Below are 25,195 nucleotides of genomic sequence, written 5' to 3' on the forward strand. Positions count from 1 at the left end.
CGGTGTTCGCCAATAGGAAGCTGTCGTTCAAGAAGATCATCATGGCGATCTGGGAGGAGATCACTGCGGCCAAGGGGATGGCCGCGCTCGATCTCAGCCGAAAGCTCAACATCCAGTACAAGACAGCCTACGTCTTGTTGCAGAAGCTTCGTGAAGCTGTTGGCCTGTGCCGTAGTGCTATCACGCGTCAGGGACTGGTCCAGATCGACGGGAAGTACGTCGGTGGCGTGCTCCGCAAGGCCAACAAGAAGGAAGAGCGCAAGAAGGAGAACCAGAACGGCAAGCGCATGTGCGTCCTAGCGCTGAGGGAGGCGAACAAGCATGCCCCGAACCGTACGCTGACACGGGTGATCATGGATGAAAATGGCAAGGATGCTTGGGCAGCCGTGGCCAAACACGTCGATCCAAAGGCACTCCTGATCGCCGACGAACACAAGGCCTATGACGATCTCGTCGGCCTTGTTCCCATGCACCCCGTGAACCACAGCCTGCAGTATCAAGAGGATGACGGCACGAACTCGAACGTTATCGAGAGCTTCTTCAGTCGCGTCGAGAAAACGTACCAAGACGTCAACCACCGCTTCTCTACGAAGTATCTCGACTGGTACATGGCTATGCTCTCCTGGAAGGAGGACACCCGCTACATGGGGCTGCGGTGGCAGTTTGCCGATCTCCTGAAGACAATCACTGCTCGGCCGACATCGCGAAACGTTTGCGGCTACTGGCAGGGAGCTGCGCAGAATATCAGCTACCAGGTCTGGCTCTAGGGTGAGCCTCCCGAGACGGACTGGATCGGTATATTAGGGCCGAAGGGGGCTATTCAGACAGCGATCGGCATTTATCACCGAGTGCACTCGTGCGGCCTCAAAGCGGCGCTCTTGAGCACGACCGTCCACCTGCGCGGGACCCTGCGCGGTGTCTGTTCATCGAGAGCCTCTTTCGCTCGATGGGGTCGATAATCGCTTAGTTCTTCGATAGTCACACCTTCGGTTCGATTGCCGAAAAGGGTGACTGCACGCCGGAGGATTTTACCTAGCTGAATGCGGATGAGTTTGTCTGGATTTTTACCCACGCGACCTGCAGCAGGCTGACGATCAGAGTGGGGAGTTGCTTCCCAAGGACTTGGCGTAAAACGAAAAAAATCCGGGCCGATGTGCCCGGATTTCCTTGATTCCCAATGCGATCTCGCATTGGGACATCGTGAGGCTGCCATTGCGGACATTTTAGTGTGCAGGAGGACAAACTATGTTGCCCTTCTCACAATGCGGCCCTTGCCTCAGCTACAGCCGCTCGTTGCGCCGCAGGTGTCGCACTTCTCGCAGGTGCCGTTGCGCACCATGGTGAAGTTCTGGCACTCCGAGCACATATTGCCCGTATAGCCCTGCATGATCGCCTGCTGGCGGCGGTGGCTCTCGACCTTCTTCGCTTCGGCGGCTTCCTGAGCGACCGCCTCGGTGAAGAGGGCGTCGGTTTCGCCTTCCTGCGCGGCTTCCTCTGCCAGTTCCTTCGCACGCTCCTCATAGTCGCGGCGGAAGGCGGTGGCTTCTTCCTGCAGTTCCGAAACGGCAGGCTTCAGCGCGTGGACGGTTGCGCCCGAAGCGATGGCGCGGACGGACGGGCCGCCAGCTTCGCCCTTGGGCTCACCGCTTTTGCCGGAAACCAGCTTGAACGGGGTCGCCCCGCGGGTCAGGCCCTTGGAGAAGGGGATCGCCTTGCCTTCATTGATGCCGCGGCCGAGCGCGGTGTTGGTGAAGTCGGACGTGTCCACATGGGCGAGATCCGAACGACCGAGATAGGACACGGCCAGCTCGCGGAACACATAGTCGAGGATCGACGTGGCGTTCTTGATCGCATCATTGCCGATGACCATGCCGGCCGGCTCGAATTTGGTGAAGGTGAAGGCCTCCACATATTCCTCGAGCGGCACGCCGTATTGCAGGCCAAGCGAGATGGCGATGGCGAAGTTGTTCATCATCGCACGGAAGGCAGCGCCTTCCTTGTGCATGTCGATGAAGATCTCGCCGAGGCGGCCATCGTCGAACTCGCCGGTGCGCAGATAGACCTTGTGGCCACCGATCACCGCTTTCTGGGTGTAGCCCTTGCGGCGGTTGGGGAGCTTCTCGCGTTCGTCGCGGACAACCTTTTCCACGATGCGTTCGACGATCTTCTCGGAGACGACGGCGGCCTGCGCGGCAGCCGGTGCGGCGACCAGCTCTTCGGCCAGATCGTCGGCATCGTCCTCATCGTCGGACAGGAGCGCGGAGTTCAGCGGCTGCGAGAGCTTGGAACCATCGCGGTAGAGCGCGTTGGCCTTGAGCGCCAGCTTCCAGGAGAGGAGGTAGGCCGCCTTGCAGTCCTCGACCGTCGCCTCGTTGGGCATGTTGATGGTCTTGGAGATGGCGCCCGAGATGAAGGGCTGCGCGGCAGCCATCATGCGGATGTGGCTTTCGACCGAAAGGTAGCGCTTGCCGACCTTGCCGCACGGATTGGCGCAATCGAAGACGGGCAGGTGCTCTTCCTTCAGATGCGGTGCGCCTTCAAGCGTCATGGCGCCGCAAATGTGGATGTTGGCGGCCTCGATTTCCTTCTTGGTGAAGCCGAGGGCGGCCAGCATGTCGAAGGAGAAATCGTCGAGCTGCTCGTCGGTGAGGCCTAGCGTTTCCTTGCAGAAATCCTCGCCGAGCGTCCACTTGTTGAAGGCGAACTTGATGTCGAAGGCCGATTTGAGCGCACCGTTGACGGCGGCGATCTTCTCGTCGTCGAAACCCTTGCCCTTGAGGCTGGTCGGGTTGATGGCCGGAGCCTGATCGAAATTGCCATGGCCGACCGCATAGGCCTCGATCTCGGCGATCTGGGCTTCGGAATAGCCGAGCGTGCGCAGGGCTTCCGGCACGGCGCGGTTGATGATCTTGAAGTAGCCGCCGCCGGCCAGCTTCTTGAACTTCACCAGTGCGAAGTCGGGCTCGATGCCGGTCGTGTCGCAGTCCATGACGAGGCCGATCGTGCCGGTGGGCGCGATGACGGTGGCCTGCGCATTGCGGTAGCCGTGCTTTTCGCCCAGCTCAAGCGCGCGGTCCCAGGCGGCGCGGGCATGCTCGATCAGATCGGCATGCGGGCACTCGTCCGCCTTGAGCGGCACCGGATTGACCGACAGGCCCTCATAACCGTCGCTCTGGCCATGGGCGGCGCGACGGTGGTTGCGGATGACGCGCAGCATGTTCTCGGCATTGCGCTCATAATCGGGGAACGCACCGAGTTCGCCGGCCATCTCTGCCGAGGTTGCGTAAGCGACACCGGTCATGATCGCCGTCAGCGCGCCGCCAATGGCGCGGCCTTCCGCTGAATCATAGGGGATGCCCGAGGTCATCAGCAGACCGCCAATATTGGCGTAGCCGAGACCCAGCGTGCGGTACTCGTAAGAGAGCTTTGCGATCTCCTTGGACGGGAACTGGGCCATCATCACGGAGATTTCCAGCACCATGGTCCACAGGCGCACCGTGTGCTCGTAGGCCGCGATGTCGATGGTGCCGTCCTGATTGCGGTACTGCAGGAGGTTCATCGAGGCGAGGTTACAGGCCGTGTCGTCCAGGAACATGTATTCCGAGCACGGGTTCGAGGCGCGGATCGGGCCCGCCGCCGGCGAGGTGTGCCAGTCGTTCATGGTGGTGTTGTAGTGCAGGCCCGGATCGGCGGACGCCCATGCGGCGTAACCGATCTTGTCCCACAGGTCGCGCGCCTTGAGGGTCTTTGCGACCTTGCCGTCAATGCGGTTGATCAGATCCCAGGTGCCGTCGGTCTCTACGGCGCGCAGGAAGTCGTCCTTGAGCGAAACGGAGTTGTTCGAGTTCTGGCCCGAAACGGTGAGGTAGGCTTCCGAATCCCAGTCCGTGTCGTAGGTCTTGAACTGGATGTCGGTGTAGCCCTGGCGGGCGAACTGGATGACGCGCTTGATATAGTTCTCAGGCACGGCATTGCGCTTTGCAGCACGGATCTCGCGCTTGAGCGCCGGGTTCTGGGACGGGTCGAAGCATTCATCATTGTCGGCCTCGCAGTTGATGCAGGCCTTCATGATGGCTTCGAGGTGCTTCTTGGCGATCTTGGAGCCGGTGACGAGGGCGGCGACTTTCTGCTCCTCCTTCACCTTCCAGTCGATGTAAGCTTCGATATCGGGATGGTCCGCATCGACAACGACCATCTTGGCCGCGCGGCGGGTGGTGCCGCCCGACTTGATGGCTCCGGCAGCGCGGTCGCCGATCTTCAGGAAGGACATGAGGCCCGAAGACTTGCCGCCGCCGGAGAGCTTTTCGCCTTCGCCGCGCAGATGAGAGAAGTTGGAGCCGGTGCCGGAACCGTATTTGAACAGGCGCGCCTCGCGGACCCACAGATCCATGATGCCGCCTTCATTGACCAGATCGTCGCCGACCGACTGGATGAAGCACGCATGGGGCTGCGGGTGCTCATAGGACGATTTGGACTTGGTCAGCTTGCCGGTGAACGGGTCGACATAATAGTGGCCCTGGCCGGGGCCGTCGATGCCATAGGCCCAGTGCAGGCCGGTGTTGAACCACTGCGGCGAATTGGGGGCGACGCGCTGGGTGGCGAGCATGTAGCACAGCTCGTCCATGAAGGTCCGGGCGTCTTCCTCGCCATCGAAATAGCCGCCCTTCCAGCCCCAGTAGGTCCAGGTGCCGGCGAGACGGTTGAAGACCTGCGCGGCGCTGGTCTCGGAGCCATAGCGCTCGTCTTCGGGCAGATCCTTCAGCGCTTCTTCATCGGCAACCGAACGCCACAGGAAGGAGGGGACATCATTCTCCTCGACCTTCTTCAGGTGCGCGGGCACGCCGGCCTTGCGGAAATATTTCTGCGCGAGAATGTCGCTGGCGACCTGGGAGAACTGCGCCGGAACGTCGATGTTCTCCAGCCGGAAGACGATGGAGCCGTCCGGGTTCTTGATTTCGCTCGTGGCCTTGCGGAACGCGATTTCCGCATATGGGCTTTGGCCTTGCTTTGTGAACCGGCGTTCGATGCGCATTTTGTCCTCTTTGCCCCTAATCCATATATAGCGTCTTGCGCAGCGAATGGCTCATCACATCTTCACTGCGCGGACACCGTGTCCGCCATGCCGGGCGCTTGAAGCGCGCGACGCCTAGATACCGAAGGTTGGTTCCTTTATGCGGCCCGGAATCCGGAAACCGCTAGGTCTTGTTTCGCAGGTGCGAAACCGCCCCCAACCTGATGCGACTGCGACGTCAATGTCACAGAACTAATACATTATATGGTGCGCAGGATTTCCGAAATCACTAAATATAGTGTTAACAGATTCTTGATGCCTCACGGCAGCCGACGCCCCCGCCTGCTTTTTCCACGGCGCAAACGATGCCGTTCCGCCCGAAACAGATGTCCGGGCAGATGCTGGAAACTCAAACGAATTGGAAAATCGACCGGCTTTGCGCCGACCAACCGCACCGTACGAACGCGAGTGCCGGACCATAAAATGCGACTCGTACCGTGGCGTCAAGAACTCGGCGGATTATGACAGGCAATCACTACATGTAGTGTGTGGGGTGTGTGAATTATGGGGAAGTCGCACGCCAGCTGTTGCGGTTTGCAAAACCCATCTTTCCCGGCGTCTCGGGAGGAGGGGCGTGCAGAAAAAAGCGCACAGGCCGGAGGGGCTGTGCGCTTTGATCGATGAGGGCCTGTGCAGTTTCCGGGTCAGGCGATCAGGTCGAGCACCAGAAAGATGACGGCTGAAAGGATGGCGGCGGCGGGAACCGTGGTGACCCATGCGGCAACGATGGTGCGCACATGGGCGCGGCGCACCAGTTTGCGACGGGCGACTTCCTCGCGCGAGGTCTTTTGCTGTTCGACTTCGAGATCGTCATCGTCGCTCGACTGGATGCCATTGTCTGCCTTGAGGCGCACGCCCTTGCGCTCCAGATAGGCGCGGCGGCGCTTGGAATGGGCGGTGTACCACTCGCGGAAGAAGCCGACGCCGAAAATGGCGCCGACGGCGGTGTGGGTCGAGCTGATGGGAAGGCCGAAACCGGAGGCGATGATGACGGTGATGGCTGCCGAAAGCGCAACGCAGAAGGCGCGCATCGGGTTGAGCTTGGTGATCTGCTCGCCGACCATGCGGATGAGCTTGGGGCCGAACAGGACGAGGCCGATGGAAATGCCGGCCGCGCCGATGACCATGACCCAGAGCGGGATGGCGACGGTCGTGTTGACGGTGCTCTCATGCACGGTGAAGACGATGGCGGCCAGCGGGCCGACGGCGTTCGCCACGTCATTTGCACCATGGGCAAAAGAGAGAAGGGCGGCCGAAATGACCAGCGGCACCTTGAACAGGCTGCGCAGCGACTGATTGCGGTTTTCGAGCCCTTCCGACTGCGCATGCACGAAGAGATGGGCGAGGAACCAGGTGACTGCGAAAAAGGCGAGACCGATGATGGCTGCGCCCCCGCCGGTGACCGGGAAGACCTTTTTCAGACCCTTGAGGGTGAGATAGGCGGAGAATGTGCCGGCCATGATGGCGATCAGCAGCGGCAGCCAGCGGCGCGCGGCGGCGATCTTGTCATCCTGATAGATGATGGCGGTCTTGATGAAGGCCAGGAAGAGGGCGGCGATGACACCGCCGACAACCGGCGAAATGACCCAGCTTGCCGCGATCTGCGACATGGTGGCCCAGTCCACGGAGGAGAAGCCGGCAGCCGCGATACCCGCACCCATGACGCCACCGACGACCGAGTGGGTGGTGGAGACGGGGGCGCCGATCCAGGTGGCCAGGTTGATCCAGAGGGCGGAGGAGATGAGCGCGGCCATCATGGCGCGCACGAAGGCCTCGGGCGTTCCCACGGCGGCGGGATCGATGATGCCCTTGGAAATGGTGGAAACCACGTCGCCACCGGCGATCAGCGCGCCGGCACTTTCAAAGACGGCTGCGATCAGGAGCGCGCCGCCGAGCGTCATGGCCTTTGCGCCGACAGCCGGGCCGACATTGTTGGCCACGTCATTCGCGCCGATGTTGAGCGCCATATAGGCGCCGATGGCGGCGGCGGCGACGATGATCACCGCGCGCGGCTCGCCGAACGTGTAGGTGGCTGCGAAGATGGCGGTGAGCGCGAGGAACAACAGGGCAAGACCGGGGGCAACCAGGCCGCGCGCCACGGTGGTGGTGGCTTCCTCGACATAGACGAGCTTGTCTAGATCCTTGTCGAGCGTCTGTTTGCGTGGATTGCTGCTTTCGCTCATGCGATATCCATCTCGTGCCCTGACTTCACGATGGTGAAAGTGTGCGGAAAAAAACTCCGCACCGGGTTAGGAAACAAACCCGCGCGCGGCAAGCGCCGACGGCAAAAAAGACCGATCAGGCGGCGATTTCTCGTGGATTGTGGCTGAATGCGATCAGAAGCTCACCGAGATCGCGCTCCTTCACGGCGGCTGCCGCCTCCTGGGGCGAGAACCACTGGCGGGTGCGCTGCTTGCGCTCCGGCCACTTGGCGCGCTCCTCGGTCACTTCCAGCGGGACGACCGCAACCTCGCAGGGCCACTCGACCCCGGTGCCGTCTTCCTTGTGGTAGTAGAAACGTCCGATTTCGCCGGCTGCGGGCCTGCCGCGCACGCCGGCCTCTTCACGCGCTTCGCGCTGTGCGGCCATGGCGAGGGTTTCGAGCCCTTCTGGCCAGCCCTTGGGCAGCACCCAGCGACCGGTTCCCCGGCTGGTCACGAGCATGATCTCGATGCCGCTGCCGTTCGCCGCGTTGCGCCACGGCAGCGCTGCTGCCTGAACGCGGCGGGGATTGCCACCGAACAGACGCCGAACCGTTTCGGTCAGCCGCAAACGTGTGCCGTGCGTGAAAATCGTACTTCTCCTCAACCGGGCACATCGCGCCCAGATTCATGTTTTTCCTGTAAGTTACTGTTTCTACGCTTATTTGCGCGCCGGGTGGCGGAACAATTGCCACTCAAGCTTTCGGACTCGAATCAGGGCGCGCGGAAAGCCTGATCGCAGACATAATCAATTTACGCAGAGAATCAAGAGGTTGGCGCAATGATCATGCGTCGCTTGTCGGATATGAAGGCGAGCGTTGCACGCTTCAGCCGTCTTCGCGCCAGCCTTCTTCATGGATATGGGAGGCGAGTGGCGAACGGCGCTTCCAGCCCCGCTTTTCAAGCTCGGGACTGTCGAAGAAGCCCTTGACGTGGCCGACACACAGATAGCCAACGAGGCGCAGGCGCTCGGGGATGCCGAGCACCGCCTTGACGCGGTCTTCATGCAGGATGCTGACCCAGCCGACGCCAATGCCTTCGGCGCGGGCGGCAAGCCACAGGTTCTGGATGGCGCAGACCGTGCTGAACAGGTCGGTGTCGGCCATGTGGGTTGCGCCCAGAATGACCGGCCCGCCACGCTCGCGGTCGCTGGTGATGCAGATATTGAGGGGAGCCGAGGTGATGCCGGCGAGTTTCAGGGCGCGGTACTGATCCCGCTTCCCGGCAGGAAAGCGCTCTGCGGCCTGCGCGTTGGCATCGGCGAAGATGTCGGCGATCCGCTGGCGGGTCTCCAGCCTGCGGATGAGAATGAAGTCCCAGGGCTGCGACAGGCCGACCGAGGGCGCGCGATGGGCGGCGTCCAGAATGCGGGCGAGCGCGGCCTCGTCTATCGGGTCGGGCAAAAACTCGCCGCGCACGTCGCGGCGGGTGGCGATGGCCCGATAGACGGCGTCACGCCCGGCAACGTCAAAGGGCGCGCCGGACGTGAGACCGTCCGTCGGTTCGGGCCTGTCGTCGCTGCGCGACATGAAGTTGCTCCTGGGCGTGCTGCGGCCGGGAAGGGCAGCGCTGCGCGTTGCGATCAGTCGGGCTGACCTTCGGCGATGGGTTTCTGGTAGGAGAAGCCCATGTCCCAGGGGAAGTAGATCCAGGTGTCCTGCGAGACTTCGGTGACGAAGGTGTCGACAAGCGGACGGCCCTTGGGCTTTGCATAGACGGTGGCGAAATGCGCCTTGGGCATCATGGCGCGCACGATGGCTGCCGTCTTGCCGGTGTCGGTGAGGTCGTCGACGATGAGGACGTTCTCGCCTTCATCCTTGAGGAGCTCGGGATTGATTTCCTTGAGCACCCGCAGTTCGCCCTGCGACGTGTAGTCGTGATAGGAGGCGACGCACACGGTTTCGATGAGGCGGATGCCGAGTTCGCGCGAAATGACGGCTGCGGGCACGAGGCCGCCGCGCGTGATGCAGACAATGGCTTTCCATTCGCCGTTGACGCCGGACAGACGCCAGGCGAGCGCGCGCGCGTCACGGTGGAACTGATCCCAGGAAACGGGAAAGGCTTTTTCAGGAAGAGACATCGGCTTCGCACTCCATGGGCGCATCGCGGCTGCTGATTGGAATGCGCGGTGAATTAGCCGGAAAGGGATGCCGAGCGCAAGCCCGGCATCCGGTTCATCCCGCATTTTCCCAACAGTTTGGATGCGGGCTGTGGGCGTGGCCCGCCTCAGTGGGCGAGGAAGGTGGGCACCGTCATGCTTTGCAGGATGGTGCGCGTGGCTCCGCCGAACACGAATTCACGCAGGCGCGAGCGCCCGAATGCGCCCATGACGAGAAGATCCGCGCCGGTGTCGGAAATGCGATTGTCGAGCACCTCGCCATGGGAGACGCCGCCCGACTGCTCCACCTTGACCGTGACGTCGATGCCGTGGCGTGCAAGGGCTGCGGCGATGGCCGTGCCGGCCATGGATGCGTCACGGCGGGGCGTATCCTGCGGGTCGATACAGAACACTTCCACGCTGTCGGCTTCCTTCATGAAGGGCAGGGCGTCGAAGGCGGCACGCGCTGCCTGCCGGCTGCCGTTCCAGGCGAGCAGGATCTTCTTGAACTCGGCCTCGCGGGCCTTGCGGATATAGGGCACGAGGAGGACGGGGCGTCCGGTCTCGAAAAGCAGGGCCTCGATATTGGCGTCCATGCTGGCGGTGGCGTCCGGGTCGGTCTGCTGGGCGATCACCAGATCTGCGCTGCGCGCGCTTTCGATGCCGGAGACGGCCGAATCGCCCGACACGCTGTCGAAGCCGCGCCACTCACTGGCCACGCCCTCGACGCGGGCGCGTTCGTCGAACAGGTGGCGGATGACCTTGTGACGGCGGGTCGTCTCTTCCTGCATGTCGATGCTGAGATCGACCACGGGGCCGCCCATGGGCGAGGCCATGACCATGGGAAGCGCTTCGGCGTGCAGGCCGATCACATGACTGTCGTGGCGGGCTGCAAGCGGCAGCGCCAGATCGAGGACACGCGGGGCGTCAGCCTCGCTTTGCAAAATTGCGAGAATGGTCTTGTAGCTCATGTCAGCCTCCTTGAGCTGCGATGCGGTGCGCTTTTTCTTTTCTAGCGCATCTGCGGCCAAACCGTTTTGCGCCAGATCAACCCTTTGCGACCTGCCTGGGCGGGATATCTTCGAGCATGGACCGGATGGCCACAATTGCCTCCTCAAGCGCCGCTTTCGAACGGGATCGAACCACAATTTCGGTCCAGAAGGAACCATCCTGATACTTTGGATAGGAGCCGATGATGGTTTCGGGATGGGCTGCCTGAATTTCGCCGAGCGGGCCGCCGATTGCGCCTTCGGGAAGGCTGGAGGGGACGGTTTCGGAGATGAGTTTCGCGCCGGTTTTGAGCGTGGGGATCACATTGTCGAGCATCGCCTGGAAAATCGCCGGCACGCCGGCCATCACATAGACGTTTTCGACGCGGAAGCCGGGGGCGATGGAGATGGGGTTGTCGATATGCTCGGCTCCCTCGGGCATGCGGGCCATGCGCTTGCGGGCCTCCGAGAATTCGATGTCGCGGCTGGCATAGTGCTTTTCGAGCAGGGAATAGGCCCTGTCGTCATAGTTGCAGGGGCAAGCGAAGGCGCGGGCGATGGAATCGGCGGTGATGTCGTCATGCGTGGGGCCGATGCCGCCAGTGGTGAACACATAGGTGTTGCGCGCGCGCAGCGCATTCACCGCCTCGACGATTGCCGCCTCGTCGTCGGAGACGATGCGCACTTCCTTCAGATCGATGCCCACGGCCGTGAGCATGTCGGCCAGATGGCCGATATTCCTGTCCTTGGTGCGGCCGGAAAGAATTTCGTCGCCGATGACAACCATTGCGGCCGTTACGAGTTCGCTCATCTCAGTGTGATCCCTGTTGATGTGTGGAGAGATAGACCCGCGCCCCTGGGAGGGCAATGGTGGAACGTGGCGGGCGGTGGAACGTGGCGGGCGGCGGGTTGGCGGTGGATGGAGCGGGGCGGTGGCCTGTTTCGCAGGGGCTGAACATGCGTATTTTCTGAAGAACATGCGTATCCCGCTTGATTGCCGGGATTTCTACCGCTAGTCGTTGTTGCGATGCGGACGTGGCGAAACTGGTAGACGCAGCAGACTTAAAATTTGCCGCCCCTGGGGCTTGCGGGTTCGATTCCCGCCGTCCGCACCAGAGTTTCTGAACAACACCAAGCAGCAGCTTTTCCGTTTGGGAAGCTTTGCGATTCTCTACCGACGAGAATGCGGTTGCCGTCTTCACTGGCGGGGATGCATTCGCGCCCGATGCCTGTCATGGCCAAGAAGGATTGCCACATCGGTTTCTGGCGCGAGAGGGTACACCGCCATCTGTATGCCCGTGAGCGCCCTTACAGACAGGTTTCCAAGGCAGTGCTATATTGGCTCTCAACCCTTATGCGTGGTTTTTGAGGGGGAGGCGTTTCATGGAGCTTGAGCGTTTTACCCGTATTGCCGAGGCGGGAGATGCCCTGCCGCTCGCTCGGCTCGTGAACCTTGCAGGCGAGGGGCTTCCGCTTCACATCTGGTCAACGATGGCCGCGCCGGATCAGGACCCGTGGGAGGTGGGGCGCGAGCGGCAGGCCGAAAAGGCGCGAGATGGCCAGATTTATGTCGTGGATTTTGGAGAGGGCGCGGTCGCAAGCCTGACGGGATACGCAATCGGTTCGACGCCCGAGCCAATCGGCGCGGAATTGCCGGCGCTCTTTCACCCGCTTCAGGAACTCGAAAACCTCGCCCTGAACAGCTGGTACGTCAATGTGCTGGCCTGCTTTCCCGAAACGCAGGGGCGGGGAATTGGAACCCATTTGCTCAACCTTGCTGAGAAGATTGCGGCGGATCGCGGCATCTCCCGCATGAGCGTTATCGTCTCCGATGACAATCACGGAGCCCGGAGGCTCTATGAGCGCGTGGGATACGCCGAAAAGGCGCGGCGGCGCTGTGTCAGCGATGGCTGGCAGACCGAAATTCAGAACTGGGTGCTTTTGACGAAAGAGCTTTGACGAGCCGGGGGCGATGGAAACTCCGATCCGACAGACTTCCGTGATGAGATTGCACTGGGCAATGCAACGCTTAGGGCTAGGTTCTCTGGCGTGGCTTGTTCAAAAGGAGTGCTTTGAATGTATGATCCGCAGAATTTCAGGCTGGACGGTCAGGTCGCGCTGATTACGGGCGCTGGCGCAGGGATAGGGCGCGCGATTGCCGAGGCATTTGCCGGCGCCGGCGCTTCGGTGATGGTGACCGATCTTGATGCAGAGCGCGCCGGGCAGGTTGCGGATGACATCGGAAAGACGGGGGCGAGGGCCGCGAGTGTCGCCTGTGATGTGACCAGCGAAGATGACCTTGCCCGCGCAGTGAGCGAGACGGTGAGCCAGCTTGGAAAGCTGACGCTTCTGGTCTCAAATGCCGGCGGTGGCGGTCCCAAGCCATTCGACATGCCGATGTCGGATTTCCGCCGGGCGTTCGATCTCAACGTCTTCTCGCTGTTTCGGCTGGCGCAGCTTGCCGCGCCTGAAATGGAGAAGGCGGGCGGTGGATCCATTCTCGCCATCACCTCCATGGCCGGCGAAAACAAGAACAGGCGCATGGCGTCCTACGGTGCGTCCAAGGCCGCGACGAACCATTTGATCCGGAACATCGCCTTCGACCTCGGGCCCAGGGGCATTCGGGTGAATGGCATAGCGCCGGGCGCAACCCGCACGGAAGCGCTGGAGTCTGTCCTGAACGACGAGATTGAGAAGAAGATGCTGGCGCATACGCCGATCAACCGGCTGGGCGAGCCGGTCGACATGGCGAATGCCGCGCTGTTTCTGAGCTCACCTGCGGCAAGCTGGGTCAGCGGGCAGATTCTGACCGTTTCCGGTGGCGGCGTTCAGGAACTGGACTGAGCGGGCCTGTCTCCCGCAACGGTTTCGCGCCGGATTGATCCGCTCTGTCAGTCGTGATTTGCGATGACATCCAGAAAGGCTTCGCCGTAGCGGTCGAGCTTGGCTTCGCCGATGCCGGAAATGCCGGCCATGGCCTGGCGTGAGGCGGGGCGGGCGGAGGCCATCTCGATCAGCGTGCGGTCGTGGAAGATGACATAGGGCGGCACGTTCTGCTCGCGGGCGATCTCGATGCGCTTTTCGCGCAGCGCCTTGAACAGGGCTGCGGCTTCGGGATCAAGCGCACTGGCGGCCTCGCTGCCGGAAGAGCGCCGGCTCTTGCCCTTTGCCGCCGGACGCGGAACGCGCAGCATGAGCGTGGGCTTTTCACGCAGGAACTGCGCGCCGCGCTCGGAGATGGACAGGCCGCCATGGCCGCTGAAATCCACATCCACGAGGCCGTGCGCCACCATCTGGCGCAGGACCGAGCGCCAGACGCGCTGATCGTATTCCTTGCCGATGCCATAGGTGGAAATCTGGTCGTGGCCAAAGCGGGCGATGCGCTCGTCTTCGGCCCCCAGAAGCACGGAGACGATGTAGGCCTGACCAAAACGCTCGCCCGTGCGGTAGATGCAGGAAAGCGCCTTCTGCACCGCGATGGAGCCATCGAAACGTTCGGGCGGATTGGCGCAGGTATCGCAATTGCCGCAGGGCTCGCAATGGTCGCCGAAATAGTTGAGCAGGACCTGACGGCGGCACTGGGCGGTTTCGGCGAGGCCGAGTAGCGCGTCGAGCTTCTGCATCTCCATGCGTTTGCGCTGGTCGGATGCGTCCGATTCTTCGATGAAACGGCGGCGCAGCGCAATGTCATCGAAGCCGTAGAGCATCATGGCTTCCGACGGCAGGCCGTCGCGGCCGGCGCGGCCGGTCTCCTGATAATAGGCCTCAATGCTGCCGGGCAGATCCAGATGCGCGACAAAGCGCACATCCGGCTTGTCGATGCCCATGCCGAAGGCGATGGTGGCGACCATGACCACGGCTTCCTCGCGCTGGAAGCGGGTCTGGTTTGCCTCGCGCGCCTCGCGGTCCATGCCGGCATGATAGGCAAGCGCGTTGTAGCCTTCCGACCGGAGCCATTCGGCGGTCTCGTCGGTCTTGCGCTTGGAGAGGCAATAGACGATGCCGCTCTCATCCTTGTGCTTTTCCAGAAAGCGCGCGAGCTGGCGGCGCGGGCTGTCCTTTTCTTCGATGGCGTAGCGGATGTTCGGGCGGTCGAAGCCGGCAACGAAGCTGTCGCGCTCATCAATGCCCAGATGCGCAATGATCTCGGCGCGGGTGGGGGCGTCGGCGGTGGCGGTCAGCGCCATGCGCGGCGTGTTGGGAAACTCTTCGACCAGCGCGTCGAGCTGGCGGTAATGGGGGCGGAAATCATGGCCCCACTGCGAGAGACAGTGTGCCTCGTCAATGGCGATGAGCGAGAGGTTTACCTGCTTCAGCCGGTCGAGGACGGCGGGGCGCAGCAGGGTTTCCGGCGACACATAGAGCATGTCGAGCGAGCCGTCGCCCATGGCGCGCCAGATGGCCTGACGGGCTTCGAGCGGCAGGTTGGAGTTGAGCGCGGCTGCGCGGACACCAGCCTGTTTCAGCGCCGCCACCTGATCGGCCATGAGGGCGATGAGCGGCGAAATGATGAGGCCGAGGCCTGGCCGGCAGAGCGCGGGGATCTGGTAGCACAGCGACTTGCCGCCGCCGGTGGGCATGAGCACGAAGGCATTGTTGCCGGCAATGACGTGTTCGACGATCTCGGCCTGGCGGCCGCGAAAGGCCTCGTATCCATAGACGGTCTTGAGGATATGCGTGGGATCGGCGGTCACGGCAGGCCTGTCAGGGGAATCGGAAGGTTGTTTCCTCTTAACAGGTTTGCGGGCCGGGTGCAGAGGATGGCGGGCTTGTGGCCCGGTGCGCGTCAATGCGCCTGTGGACTGAGCGTTTCGACGAGGAAATCCAGAAAGGCGCGCACCTTGGCCTGCACATGCCGGGCGGAGGGGTAGATCGCGTAAAGCGTGGTATCCATGGGCGTCCAGTCCGGGATGAGGGGGACAAGCGCGCCGGCGGCAAGATGCTCGCGCACGTATAGACGCGGGGTCATGCTGACGCCAAAGCCCGAAAGCAGCGCGTCGCGTACGGCGAGGCTGGACGTGACCTTGTAGCGCCCGTTGACCGGCACGGTGACACTGCGGCACGCCCTGTGAAAGGTCCATTCGTCGGCATGGCCGGACAGGCTGAACTGCACGCATTCGTGGCGGCGCAGGTCTTCGGGCGTTTCAAGCGGCCCGGCACGCTCGAGATAGGCTGGCGCGCAGCACAGGACGTGATCGAGAACCAGCAGCTTTCTGGCGATCAGGCTGGAGTTTTCCAGCCGGTCGCTGCCGCGTATGGCGAGGTCGAACCCGTCTTCGACGATGTTGACGCGGCGGTCATCCAGCCTGAGGTCGAGCGTGATTTCCGGGTAGCGTTCCAGAAACCGCGGGATTGCCGGGGAAAGGGCGACGAGGCTGGTGGCCATGGGAGCGCTGACGCGCAGCAGGCCGCGCGGCTCCTGCTGAAGCGGCCCGAGCGTGGCGTCGGCGTCTTCCAGATCATCGAGAATGCCGGCGATGCGCCTGTGGTAGAGCGCGCCCGCTTCTGTCAGGCTCATGCGGCGCGTGGTGCGGTTGATGAGACGGACGGCAAGATGCGCTTCGAGCTCGCGGATGTTCTTGCTGACGGCGGCGGGCGAAAGGCGAAGCCGCCGCGCTGCCCCGGCGAAACTGCCCAGCTCTACGACCGTGCGGAACACGTTCAGGGCGGTGAAGCGGTCCATTATTCAACACTCTGAGTGAATGGTTATTGAGCGAAGTCGCACATTATCAATCGATCCGCAATGAACTAGCTTTGGTTTCATGTTCAGGGCTTGCAGGAAATGTGGAAGGCGGAACACCGATGGCTGGCATGGTTGACATGGTTGACAGGGCTGACAGGGCTGACAGGGAAAAGAGCGCGATGCAGGCCCATCTGGGCATGCTTTTATGGGCGCTGATCGTGGGGGCTTCCTTTCCGGCGGTGGGGCTTTTGTCCGATGGTCTTCCGCCGCTGCTTCTGACGGCGCTGCGCTTTGCCATTGCGGCGCTGGCCATGGCCCCGATGGTGCGGGCGCGCGAGGACTGGCGGCCGGGGCTTTCAGCCCTTCTGCTCTATGCGGTGATGGGGCTTTGTCTGGCGGGGTTCTTCGGCATCATGTTCTGGGCCGCGCACCGGGTGACGGCGCTTTCCATGTCGGCGCTGTTCGTGACCATGCCGCTCATTGCCTACGGGCTGGGGCGCGTGCTTGGCGTGGAGCCGGGGGCAGGCGGGCTTCTGGCCATTCTCGCACTTGGCGCGTTCGGGGCGCTGGCGCTTGCCATGGCGCAGACGGGTGGCGATCTCGCGCAGTTGCAGTTCGGCTGGAACGAGGCGCTGTTCTTCGTCGGCTGCATCGCATCTGCGCTTTATCCCGTGCTTTCCAAATGGGGGATGGCGCGCAACATGCTGTCGAGCGATGCTGCGGCGCGCACCTTCTGGAGCCTTGCCGGCGGCGGCGTTCTGATTGCGGCGGCGGGGCTCGTTCTGGAGCCGATTGACGGGCTTATGCGGATGCAGATCGGCGATTTCCTGCTGGTTGCCTATCTGGGCGTGTTTTCGAGCGGCGTGACCTTCTGGCTCATGCAGCGGGGCACCGGTGTTCTGACGCCGGGCGCGGTGACCGCTTACAGCTATCTGGTGCCATTCGTTTCCATGCTGGTTCTGTTCGTGACCCGGCCCGGCCTGATCGGCTGGCACTGGCTGCCGGGCAGCGTGATGGTGATTGCCGCCATTGTGATCCTGTTGCGGCGGGGCGCCGGGGCTGCGGGGCGAGCAGCCGCCGGGCAGGCGGGGTGATGGCGTGTGGTGGTCTCGCCTTGCCATCAACGCGAAATGCGCGGGGACCGGATGGAACCCGGATGGATCATTGACAATCCTGCGGAGCAGAGGTCAAAATCCATTTATGGTGTTGTTTTTATTTGAATAATTATTTGAAATCGCATTCGTGGACGTAGGTGAAAAGACTTCGGTCGGGGCATGTGCGCTTCATGAAAACCCGGAGTCCGATCTGTGCACGACATCATTTTGGTTGCGCTTATTGTGATAACTTCAGCTGTAGCAACGATTACGGGAAATGATTACGTCCTCGGGATGAACGCGTCTCAGCTCGTGCTGTTTTTCTCTTCACTGCTGCTGGCAAAGGCAATTGTGAGCCTTGTTCGAAAGCGCAGATGACCGCATGCGCTGCAGCGCTGCGATTGCATGCAATGCGCCTGTTTTCTGCGTCATGATCCGGCCCCGTGCGCAGGCGAGATGCAAGGCGCGGGCTGTCGAAACAGACTCATGCCTTGAGATATCGAGCGGACGTAATTATTTACGGCTTGGTACAAAAGGTATTCGAGATGGCGGGACGCGGCAGGCCCAGAGCATTTGACAGGAACGAAGCACTGCATCAGGCGATGCGGGTGTTCTGGTCGTGCGGCTATGAGGGCGCTTCGATGAACGAGCTGTCGCAGGCCATGGGCATCAACAAGCCCAGCCTTTATGCGGCGTTCGGTTGCAAGGAGACGCTGTTTCGCGAAGCGATCGAGCTGTATGGGCGCGAACAGAGCGCACCGGTGAGCGAGGCGCTGGAAAAAGGTGATACGGCGCGCGGATCAATCGAACGGGCGCTGCGTGTGAATGCGCGCTGCTACACCGCGCCTGACAATCCCCGTGGCTGCATGGTGGTGACGGCGGCGCTGGCCGGCGCGCCGGAAAACAGCCCCGTGTGCCGCTTTCTGACCGAAAACCGCCGTGAAAACGAGGCCTGTTTTCGCCGCCGTGTGGAGCGCGGGATCAGCGATGGCGACGTGCCCGAGAGCGCCGATCCGGCGCGGGTCGCGGCTTTCTATGTGACCGTTCTGCACGGGCTTTCGATCCAGGCGCGCGACGGGGCCTCATGCGCGGCGCTGGAGCGGGTGGTGGACAGCGCCATTGCCGCCTGGGACGCCATTGCGCGTTAGGGGCTCGGCGAGAGCGAGGCCGTCCCCATGGGCATATGACGGTCCCGGTGACGCAATCCCCATTCTTTCCGCTGACTGATTGATGTGAGGGCTGGCGCGCGCGGCGCGGGTTTGCGAAAGTGCGCTTTCCATCAGGAGGATATCCATGCCCGACACCAAGCCCGTGCCTTCCACCGATCTCAAACCCTGGCAGACGGTCGCGCCGCAGCTGGTGGATGTGGCCATGGGGCGCCAGAAGGCGGATCTTGTGGTGCGCAATGGCCGCTGGGTGAATGTGCATTCGGGCGAGGTGATCCCCGCAACCGACATTGCCATTGTTGCAGGCCGCTTTGCCTATTGCGGGCCGGACGCGAGCCACGCCATCGGCGAGAAGACCAAGGTGGTCGACGCGATGGGGCGCTATCTGGTGCCGGGCCTGTGCGACGCGCACATGCATGTGGAAAGCGGCATGGTGACGGTGACGGAATTCTGCCGCGCCGTGATCCCGCATGGCACCACCTCCATGTTCATCGATCCCCATGAGATCGCCAATGTGCTGGGCCTCGACGGCGTGCGGCTGATGCATGACGAGGCGATGGCGCAGGCGATCAACGTGTTTGTGCAGATGCCCTCCTGCGTGCCTTCCGCGCCGGGTCTGGAGAATGCCGGGGCCGAACTCACCGCCGAGGACGTGGCCGAGGCGATGGGCTGGCCGAACATTATCGGGCTTGGCGAGGTGATGAATTTTCCGGGCGTTGCGGCCAATGACGCCACCATGACGGGCGCAATTGCGGCCACCGTGGCGGCGGGCAAGACCGTGGGCGGACATTATGCCTCGCCCGATCTGGGACTGCCGTTCCATGGCTATGTGGCCGGCGGGCCGGAAGACGACCATGAGGGCACGCGCGCCGAGGACGCGATTGCGCGGGTGCGTCAGGGCATGAAGGCCATGCTGCGGCTGGGCTCTGCCTGGTATGACGTAGCAAGCCAGATCAAGGCGGTGACGGAGCAGGGGCTCGATCCGCGCAATTTCATTCTGTGCACCGATGACAGCCATTCGGGAACGCTGGTGAATGACGGCCATATGGACCGCGTGGTGCGCCACGCCATCGCGCAGGGTCTGAAGCCGGTGACTGCGATCCAGATGGCGACGATCAACACGGCAGAGCATTTCCGGCTGGAGCGGGAGCTGGGTTCCATCGCGCCCGGACGGCGGGCGGATTTCCTGATCGTTTCGGATCTGGCGGAACTCGTGATCGATGACGTTTTTGCAAGGGGCGTGAGGCTGGCGCGCGGCGGGCGTCTGGAGGCGGATATTCCGGCCCATGATTATCCCGCAAAGGCCAAGAGCACGGTGCGGCTTGGCAAAAGCCTTGCGGCGCAGGATTTCGACATTGCTGCGCCCGAGGGCGCAAACCATGTGCGGGCGCGGGTGATCGGCGTGATCGAGAACCAGGCGCCGACGCGGGCGCTGGAGGCGGAGCTTGGCGTCGAGGATGGCATCGTCGCCATGGACCGGCGCAATGATGTCTGTCAGATCGCGCTGGTGGAGCGGCATCGCGGCACGGGCAATGTGACGAACGGTTTCGTTTCGGGCTTCGGCTACATGCAGGACTGCGCCATGGCCTCGACGGTGGCGCATGATTCACACCACATGATCGTGGTCGGCACCAACAAGGATGACATGGCCAAAGCCGCCAACCGTCTTGGCGAAGTGGGCGGCGGCGTCGTGCTGTTCTCGAAGGGGCGCGAGCTGGCGCTGGTGCAGATGCCGATTGCCGGGCTGATGTCGGATGAGCGGGCGGAAGTGGTGGCGCAGAAGGCGGCGAAGCTGACCGACGCCATGCGCGACATGGGCTGCACACTGAACAACGCCTATATGCAGCACTCGCTTCTGGCGCTGGTGGTGATCCCGGAACTCAGGATTTCCGATACCGGCCTCATCGACGTGACGAGCTTCCAGAAGGTCGATCTGTTCCTTTGAAAGGGCGCGTCATTTCGCGATGAATGCCCTTTAAATGCTTCTCGTCTTGAGTCTGGAAGCGCGTCTAATCTCTTGATTTTACGCGCTTCCGTGTTCGTTCTTAACGCCGGACCGGACCTGTGGCCAAATCGATGACCGTGAGCGGTGTGGTGATGACGATATCGGCGGCAGTGCCGACAGTTTGGCCGAGACCGCGCACCAGCGTTTCCAGTTTGCCGGCAACGGCGTCGTGATCTCTGGCGTTCAGATTGCCTTCGCTGGAAAGGCGTTCGCCCAGAAGGCGGACAAGGATCGGGTTTTCGGCAAATTTGGTGTGGTTGAGCCAGTCGCCTGAAGACACTTTGGTCACATCGACCACGACCACGCCGAGATTGGTCAGCTCCTTGGCGTCGCTGTAGTCGCCTAGCCGGGGCTGATTGCCGGCGATGAAACCGGACAGTGTAAGAGCGCGGTCGTTCTGCGATGTCAGGATGAGGAAGGTCTTTTTCGGCACGCCATAGCGACGCATCTGAGACTTGAAGACATCGATGTCGAGATCGGGAGAGGCGAGAACCACGTCGGCGAGACGTCCGCCCAGATCCCGGTCTCCGGAAATGGCGAGCTGGCGCAGGGCTTCCATCGTGACCCAGCTACCCATGGAATGGGCAACGATATCGATGCGTTTTGCGCCGGCGCGAACCACCAGGCGGAGCGTTTCTTCCAGCGCATCGCGGGCGGTGGTGGCGCTGTTCTGATCGTAGACATAATCGAGCATGCGGCCTGCGGATGGCCAGGAAAACATGATCGGCGTGCCGCTGTAATCGGCATCGTTGAAGATCTGGGCTGCGCGATAGACCGCGTCGTCGAAGCCGGTGTTGTAGCCGTGGATGAAGACGAGCGCGCGACCGTCATGGGTGGCGATGCTTTTCTTCAGGGCCGCCTCGAAATCGCTGGCATCCGGATAGAGGACCGCCTTTTGCGCCGTGAAATAACGCGCCGGATCGGCCACATCGGGATTGGGCGAAAGCTCCAGCTTGCCGGTTTCGTGCACCTTGGGGATGGACACGTCGACATGGGCGAAGGCTGCTTTTGGCGCGCCCTGGTGCGCAAGGCGGCGACCGGAGAAGAGTTCACCCGGTTCCTCGGCGGCAGCGCGGTTGGTGGCGATGAAAATCTCGTGCGTGGCTTCGATCTGATCGGTGCGCGCTGGCGCCTTGGTTTGCGCGATCAGTCGGGAGGGCTTCTGGTTGGCGCAGCCCATGACCACCATCAGGATGAACAAAAACGCGAACGGGCGCTGAAGCTTGCGAAACGGCATTGGATACGGTCTTTGCTTGCCCTGAGGATCGGAAGGTTCGACGTCGCTATCCTTAGCGGGAAAGCGACGTCTTGTGGAGGTCACTTCTCCCAGAAAACCGGTGCGAAGATGACGAGCACGGCGAGAATTTCGAGCCGTCCCATGAGCATTGCGAAAGCGACGACCCATTTGGCCAGATCCGGCAGGGGTGCAAAGCTTCCGGCGGGGCCGACCACCTGGCCGAGACCGGGGCCGACATTGGTGAGGCCGGTGAGGGCGGCGGAGATGGCGGTGACGAAATCGAGCCCGGTGGCCGCGAGAATGAGAATGATGACGGCCCAGATGACGAAGAAGGCCGAAATATAGAGAACAACCGCGCGCTGCAGGTCGTCATCCACTGTGCGGTCGCCATAGCGCACGGTGACGACGGTGTTTGGATAGACGAAGCGGCGCAGACCATTGGCCATCAGCTTGAACAGGATCAGGAAGCGATAGGCCTTGATGCCGCCTGTCGTGGAGCCGGAACAGCCGCCGAGAAACATGGCGACGAAGGCGGCCGCGACTGCGAACGCGCCCCACTGTGAATAATCCGAGCTGGCATAGCCGGTGGTCGTGATGATCGACACGAAGTTGAACGCCGAATGGGTGAGTGCGGCGAAGAAAGTGTGGTCGTGGACGATGCGCAGATAGATGGCCACCGCCAGCACGAACACGACCACATATCCGGCAAAGACACGGATCTGCGGATCACGAAGCGCATCGAGCCTGCCGCGCAGGGCAAACAGAATGAGGATGGAGAAGGGCAGCGCCGCCACGAACATGAAGAAGGTGCTGATCCACAGGATGGCTGGGTTGTCGGCATAGAAGCCCATGGAGGAGTCATGGGTGGAGAAGCCGGCAGTGGCGATGGTGGTGAGCGCGTGATTGACGGCGTCGAAGGCGCGCATGCCCGCTGCCGCATAGGCGATGGTGCAGGCGAGCGTCAAAAGCGCATAGATGCTGACAAGGCCGAGCCCGAACGTGGAGAAACGGTCGAAGGGGCGGTCTGCGATGTCCGAGGATTCGATGCGGAAATAGGAAACGCCACCGACATTCAGGAACGGCAGGACGAACAGGCCGAGCGCGATCACGCCGAGGCCGCCGATCCACTGCAGGATGGAGCGCCACAGAAGCAGGCCCGGCGGCATGCCATCCAGGCCGACAATGACGGTCGCGCCTGTCGCGGTGACGCCCGAGACGGATTCGAAGAAGGCGTCGGTAACGCTGAATTCCACCGAGGAGGCGAGCAGGGGCACGGCGCCCACGATGCAGGCGGTCATCCACAGAAGGTTGACGACCAGAAAGCCGAAACGGGAGGAAATGACGGGCGGGCGGCCCTGGGTGGCGAGCGAAACGCCGATGGCGAGCCCGCCGGTGAACAGCGCGGAGAAGGCGAAGACACGCCAGTCGTCATTGCCGTAATAAAGATCGACCGCCGCCGGTATGAGCATGGCAGCCGCGAGATAGATGGCAAAAACCGCCGCAATGTGGAGCGCGGCGCGGACGGCGAGATACTGCAAGTGGTGAACCTCAGGCTGCTCGGTATAAGCGTCTGTATCCGGGAAACGGTCCCCTCCCTGGCGCGAGAGTGGCGTCACGCGCCCTGATATGCAATAGCCCGTAGGACACACGGACTGGATAGGCAAGAGACGCATGAGTGCAGGAACGAACGAGACCGACTTCGTTGAGGCTGTCGCGGAGGCTGAAGAGGCCCTGCGGTCACTGTTTGCTGCAACGCCGCTTCAGGAGAACGACTATCTGTCGAAGAAGACCGGGGCGCGGGTTTTCCTGAAGCGCGAGGATCTGACGCCGGTCCGTTCCTACAAGATCCGCGGTGCTTTCAACTTCTTCCGCAAGGCGATGGCCGAGGGCGGGCCGGAGCGCACCTTCGTTTGCGCATCGGCAGGCAATCACGCGCAGGGCTTTGCCTATGTCTGCCGGCATTTTGGCTGCAAGGGCGTGGTCTTCATGCCGGTGACGACGCCGCAGCAGAAGATCGACAAGACCCGCATCTTCGGCGGCGAGTTCGTGGAAATCCGCCTGATCGGCGATTTCTTTGACGACTGCCTTCGCGCGGCGCTGGATTTTGCCGAGGAGAGCGGCGGCGCGATGGTGCCGCCTTTCGATCATCCCGACATCATCGAGGGGCAGGCGACGGTTGGCCGCGAGATCGCCGAGCAGATCAAGGCGTTTGACGGCGTGCGGATGGATGACAGCCTCGTCATTCTGCCCGTGGGCGGTGGCGGACTTGCCTCCGGTGTGACGCGTTATCTGAGGACTGCGGGACAGGCGGGCGCTTTCGCCTTTGCGGAGCCCGAAGGGGCGGCCAGCCTGCAGCAGGCGCTGGTTCAGGACCGGCCGGTGCGGCTCGACCGGGTAGACAATTTCGTCGATGGCGCGGCGGTGGCCGAGATCGGCGCAACCCCGTTCTCGCATCTGAAGACATTCGATGCGGAGGCCGTGCATCTGGTGCCGGAGAACCGGCTCTGCGCGACCATGATCGAGATGCTGAACATCGAGGGTGTGGTGCTGGAGCCGGCGGGCGCGCTGGCGATTGACACGCTGAAGGACTTCTCGCCGGAGGTTCTCAAAGGGCGCACGGTGATCGCCGTCGTGTCGGGCGGAAATTTTGATTTCGAGCGCCTGCCGGATGTGAAGGAGCGGGCGCTGCGTTACGAGGAACTGAAGAAGTATTTCATCTTCCGCTTTCCGCAGCGGCCGGGCGCGCTGCGTGACTTCCTCGACCTTCTGGGGCCGGAGGATGACATCACGCGCTTTGAGTATCTGAAGAAGTCGGCGCGCAATTTCGGCTCTGTCCTGATCGGGATCGAGACCAAGAACCGGGATAATTTCGATGTTCTGACCGAACGTTTCGACGCGGCCGGCTGGGCCTATCAGGACATCACCAACAATGACACGATTGCCGGGCTGATCATCTGAGGACGGAACATGGCCGCGACCCGATACATCGTTCTCTTTCGCGGCGTTGGCGGCGCGACGCAGCTTCCCGTGAAGGAGCTGCGCGCGGTGCTGGGCGAGGGCGGCTTTCAGGATGTGGCGACCTACATCAACAGCGGCAATGCGGTTTTGACCGCTCCGTCCGGGGAAGAGGCGGTGCGAGCAAAGGTGGCCGATCTGGTGCGTGTGAAGATGGGATTCGACAAGGCGATCATGGTGCGCAGTCTTGATGACTGGAATGCGATGATTGCCGCAAATCCGTTTCCGCAGGCTGCTGACGAGCCGACCAGGGTGCATGTCTATGCATTGGAGCGGGAGCCGGCGGCAGCGGATGTGGCAGCGCTTCAGGCGAAGATCACCGGCACGGAAGAGGTTCGCGTCAGCGGGCGCACGCTCTATCTCCACACGCCCGACGGCATGGGGCAGTCGCGCTTCGTGCCGAAAATGGAGCCGACGCTGAAACTGTCGATGACGGGGCGCAACTGGCGGAGTATGCTGGCGCTGGCGAAACTTGCCAGAGACGAGTGAGATACTGCGGTGCACAAAATAGCGTTTGCACTTTTGCCGCCAATGCCCCATATGACGCGCAGACGCATGGGCTGGTTATGCTGGCTTTCTTCAAAGACTGGTTGCGTCTGAAGCCTTTACCCAAGGGTGAGGCTCAAGCCGGCAAAG

Annotated in this window: 19 protein-coding genes and 1 tRNA gene; 9 read left to right on the forward strand and 11 right to left on the reverse strand. The window is 62.4% G+C overall.

The window, feature by feature from the left end:
• The first annotated feature begins 41 nt into the window (after positions 1–41).
• A complete protein-coding gene (locus AC4PTT_RS08535; RefSeq protein WP_492162504.1) occupies positions 42–767 on the forward strand; it encodes an IS1595 family transposase in 726 nt (241 codons plus the stop codon).
• A 509-nt stretch (positions 768–1,276) separates the two neighbouring features.
• On the opposite strand, the gene AC4PTT_RS08540 is transcribed toward AC4PTT_RS08535, so the two are convergent.
• The 7 genes from AC4PTT_RS08540 to AC4PTT_RS08570 form a co-directional block, all read right to left on the reverse strand.
• Positions 1,277–5,032, reverse strand: coding sequence for a vitamin B12-dependent ribonucleotide reductase (locus AC4PTT_RS08540; protein ID WP_492162505.1), 3,756 nt, complete (start codon positions 5,030–5,032; stop codon positions 1,277–1,279).
• A 683-nt stretch (positions 5,033–5,715) separates the two neighbouring features.
• Entirely contained in the window at positions 5,716–7,254 is a 1,539-nt protein-coding gene (locus tag AC4PTT_RS08545; RefSeq protein WP_206543805.1) for an inorganic phosphate transporter, read from the reverse strand.
• Positions 7,255–7,369: 115 nt separating this feature from the next.
• Positions 7,370–7,837 carry an NUDIX hydrolase gene (locus AC4PTT_RS08550; RefSeq protein ID WP_113156352.1) on the reverse strand — a complete coding sequence of 156 codons (468 nt, stop codon included), beginning with the start codon at positions 7,835–7,837 and terminating at the stop codon, positions 7,370–7,372.
• 262 nt (positions 7,838–8,099) lie between these two features.
• Positions 8,100–8,801, reverse strand: a complete 702-nt coding sequence (gene bluB, locus AC4PTT_RS08555) for a 5,6-dimethylbenzimidazole synthase (protein ID WP_206554577.1) — start codon at positions 8,799–8,801, stop codon at positions 8,100–8,102.
• A gap of 53 nt (positions 8,802–8,854) precedes the next feature.
• Positions 8,855–9,352: a xanthine phosphoribosyltransferase gene (gpt, locus tag AC4PTT_RS08560; RefSeq protein WP_113155520.1), complete on the reverse strand. Its 498-nt coding sequence runs from the start codon at positions 9,350–9,352 to the stop codon at positions 8,855–8,857.
• Between the two features lie 146 nt (positions 9,353–9,498).
• Complete coding sequence (locus AC4PTT_RS08565; protein WP_113156351.1) at positions 9,499–10,341, reverse strand: universal stress protein; 843 nt, start codon at positions 10,339–10,341, stop codon at positions 9,499–9,501.
• Between the two features lie 76 nt (positions 10,342–10,417).
• Entirely contained in the window at positions 10,418–11,170 is a 753-nt protein-coding gene (locus AC4PTT_RS08570; protein WP_492162506.1) for a competence/damage-inducible protein A, read from the reverse strand.
• A 218-nt stretch (positions 11,171–11,388) separates the two neighbouring features.
• Here AC4PTT_RS08570 and AC4PTT_RS08575 point away from each other — a divergent pair.
• From AC4PTT_RS08575 to hdhA, 3 genes are all read left to right on the forward strand, one after another.
• A tRNA-Leu gene (locus AC4PTT_RS08575) sits at positions 11,389–11,474 on the forward strand.
• A gap of 268 nt (positions 11,475–11,742) precedes the next feature.
• Entirely contained in the window at positions 11,743–12,318 is a 576-nt protein-coding gene (locus tag AC4PTT_RS08580) for a GNAT family N-acetyltransferase (RefSeq protein WP_492162507.1), read from the forward strand.
• Positions 12,319–12,435: 117 nt separating this feature from the next.
• Entirely contained in the window at positions 12,436–13,203 is a 768-nt protein-coding gene (hdhA, locus tag AC4PTT_RS08585; RefSeq protein ID WP_206554580.1) for a 7-alpha-hydroxysteroid dehydrogenase, read from the forward strand.
• Positions 13,204–13,250: 47 nt separating this feature from the next.
• Here hdhA and recQ read toward each other — a convergent pair whose 3' ends face one another.
• Positions 13,251–15,053 carry a DNA helicase RecQ gene (gene recQ, locus AC4PTT_RS08590; protein ID WP_492162508.1) on the reverse strand — a complete coding sequence of 601 codons (1,803 nt, stop codon included), beginning with the start codon at positions 15,051–15,053 and terminating at the stop codon, positions 13,251–13,253.
• 92 nt (positions 15,054–15,145) lie between these two features.
• On the reverse strand, positions 15,146–16,042 hold the full coding sequence (locus AC4PTT_RS08595) for a LysR family transcriptional regulator (RefSeq protein ID WP_492162509.1): 897 nt from the start codon (positions 16,040–16,042) through the stop codon (positions 15,146–15,148).
• A 119-nt stretch (positions 16,043–16,161) separates the two neighbouring features.
• Between AC4PTT_RS08595 and AC4PTT_RS08600 the strand changes: the two genes are divergently transcribed.
• The 3 genes from AC4PTT_RS08600 (at position 16,162) to ade (ending at position 20,247) form a co-directional block, all read left to right on the forward strand.
• Complete coding sequence (locus tag AC4PTT_RS08600; RefSeq protein ID WP_492162510.1) at positions 16,162–17,136, forward strand: DMT family transporter; 975 nt, start codon at positions 16,162–16,164, stop codon at positions 17,134–17,136.
• A gap of 545 nt (positions 17,137–17,681) precedes the next feature.
• Positions 17,682–18,284: a TetR/AcrR family transcriptional regulator gene (locus tag AC4PTT_RS08605; RefSeq protein WP_113155513.1), complete on the forward strand. Its 603-nt coding sequence runs from the start codon at positions 17,682–17,684 to the stop codon at positions 18,282–18,284.
• Positions 18,285–18,429: 145 nt separating this feature from the next.
• The gene (gene ade / locus AC4PTT_RS08610) at positions 18,430–20,247 is read left to right on the forward strand and encodes an adenine deaminase (protein WP_492162511.1); all 1,818 of its coding nucleotides are present in this window, start codon (positions 18,430–18,432) and stop codon (positions 20,245–20,247) included.
• 100 nt (positions 20,248–20,347) lie between these two features.
• On the opposite strand, the gene AC4PTT_RS08615 is transcribed toward ade, so the two are convergent.
• Positions 20,348–21,544: an alpha/beta hydrolase gene (locus AC4PTT_RS08615; RefSeq protein ID WP_492162512.1), complete on the reverse strand. Its 1,197-nt coding sequence runs from the start codon at positions 21,542–21,544 to the stop codon at positions 20,348–20,350.
• A gap of 80 nt (positions 21,545–21,624) precedes the next feature.
• A complete protein-coding gene (locus AC4PTT_RS08620; protein ID WP_206543796.1) occupies positions 21,625–23,082 on the reverse strand; it encodes a TrkH family potassium uptake protein in 1,458 nt (485 codons plus the stop codon).
• 133 nt (positions 23,083–23,215) lie between these two features.
• On the opposite strand from AC4PTT_RS08620, the gene ilvA reads away from it, so the two are divergent.
• Positions 23,216–24,502 carry a threonine ammonia-lyase IlvA gene (gene ilvA, locus AC4PTT_RS08625; protein WP_113155509.1) on the forward strand — a complete coding sequence of 429 codons (1,287 nt, stop codon included), beginning with the start codon at positions 23,216–23,218 and terminating at the stop codon, positions 24,500–24,502.
• Positions 24,503–24,511: 9 nt separating this feature from the next.
• A complete protein-coding gene (locus AC4PTT_RS08630; protein WP_475084517.1) occupies positions 24,512–25,048 on the forward strand; it encodes a DUF1697 domain-containing protein in 537 nt (178 codons plus the stop codon).
• Positions 25,049–25,195: the final 147 nt, after the last annotated feature.

Source organism: Nitratireductor sp. WH36-1, assembly GCF_058725515.1.

Bases quoted from the DNA above. Each gene is read 5' to 3' on its own strand.
- AC4PTT_RS08540 (WP_492162505.1), bottom strand. From the start codon at position 5,032: ATGCGCATCGAACGCCGGTTCACAAAGCAAGGCCAAAGCCCATATGCG.
- gpt (WP_113155520.1), bottom strand. From the start codon at position 9,352: ATGTCTCTTCCTGAAAAAGCCTTTCCCGTTTCCTGGGATCAGTTCCAC.
- ilvA (WP_113155509.1), top strand. From the start codon at position 23,216: ATGAGTGCAGGAACGAACGAGACCGACTTCGTTGAGGCTGTCGCGGAG.
- ade (WP_492162511.1), top strand. From the start codon at position 18,430: ATGCCCGACACCAAGCCCGTGCCTTCCACCGATCTCAAACCCTGGCAG.
- AC4PTT_RS08535 (WP_492162504.1), top strand. From the start codon at position 42: ATGGCGATCTGGGAGGAGATCACTGCGGCCAAGGGGATGGCCGCGCTC.
- AC4PTT_RS08630 (WP_475084517.1), top strand. From the start codon at position 24,512: ATGGCCGCGACCCGATACATCGTTCTCTTTCGCGGCGTTGGCGGCGCG.
- bluB (WP_206554577.1), bottom strand. From the start codon at position 8,801: ATGTCGCGCAGCGACGACAGGCCCGAACCGACGGACGGTCTCACGTCC.
- hdhA (WP_206554580.1), top strand. From the start codon at position 12,436: ATGTATGATCCGCAGAATTTCAGGCTGGACGGTCAGGTCGCGCTGATT.
- AC4PTT_RS08570 (WP_492162506.1), bottom strand. From the start codon at position 11,170: ATGAGCGAACTCGTAACGGCCGCAATGGTTGTCATCGGCGACGAAATT.
- AC4PTT_RS08580 (WP_492162507.1), top strand. From the start codon at position 11,743: ATGGAGCTTGAGCGTTTTACCCGTATTGCCGAGGCGGGAGATGCCCTG.
- AC4PTT_RS08565 (WP_113156351.1), bottom strand. From the start codon at position 10,341: ATGAGCTACAAGACCATTCTCGCAATTTTGCAAAGCGAGGCTGACGCC.
- AC4PTT_RS08605 (WP_113155513.1), top strand. From the start codon at position 17,682: ATGGCGGGACGCGGCAGGCCCAGAGCATTTGACAGGAACGAAGCACTG.
- AC4PTT_RS08600 (WP_492162510.1), top strand. From the start codon at position 16,162: ATGGCTGGCATGGTTGACATGGTTGACAGGGCTGACAGGGCTGACAGG.
- AC4PTT_RS08545 (WP_206543805.1), bottom strand. From the start codon at position 7,254: ATGAGCGAAAGCAGCAATCCACGCAAACAGACGCTCGACAAGGATCTA.
- AC4PTT_RS08595 (WP_492162509.1), bottom strand. From the start codon at position 16,042: ATGGACCGCTTCACCGCCCTGAACGTGTTCCGCACGGTCGTAGAGCTG.
- AC4PTT_RS08615 (WP_492162512.1), bottom strand. From the start codon at position 21,544: ATGCCGTTTCGCAAGCTTCAGCGCCCGTTCGCGTTTTTGTTCATCCTG.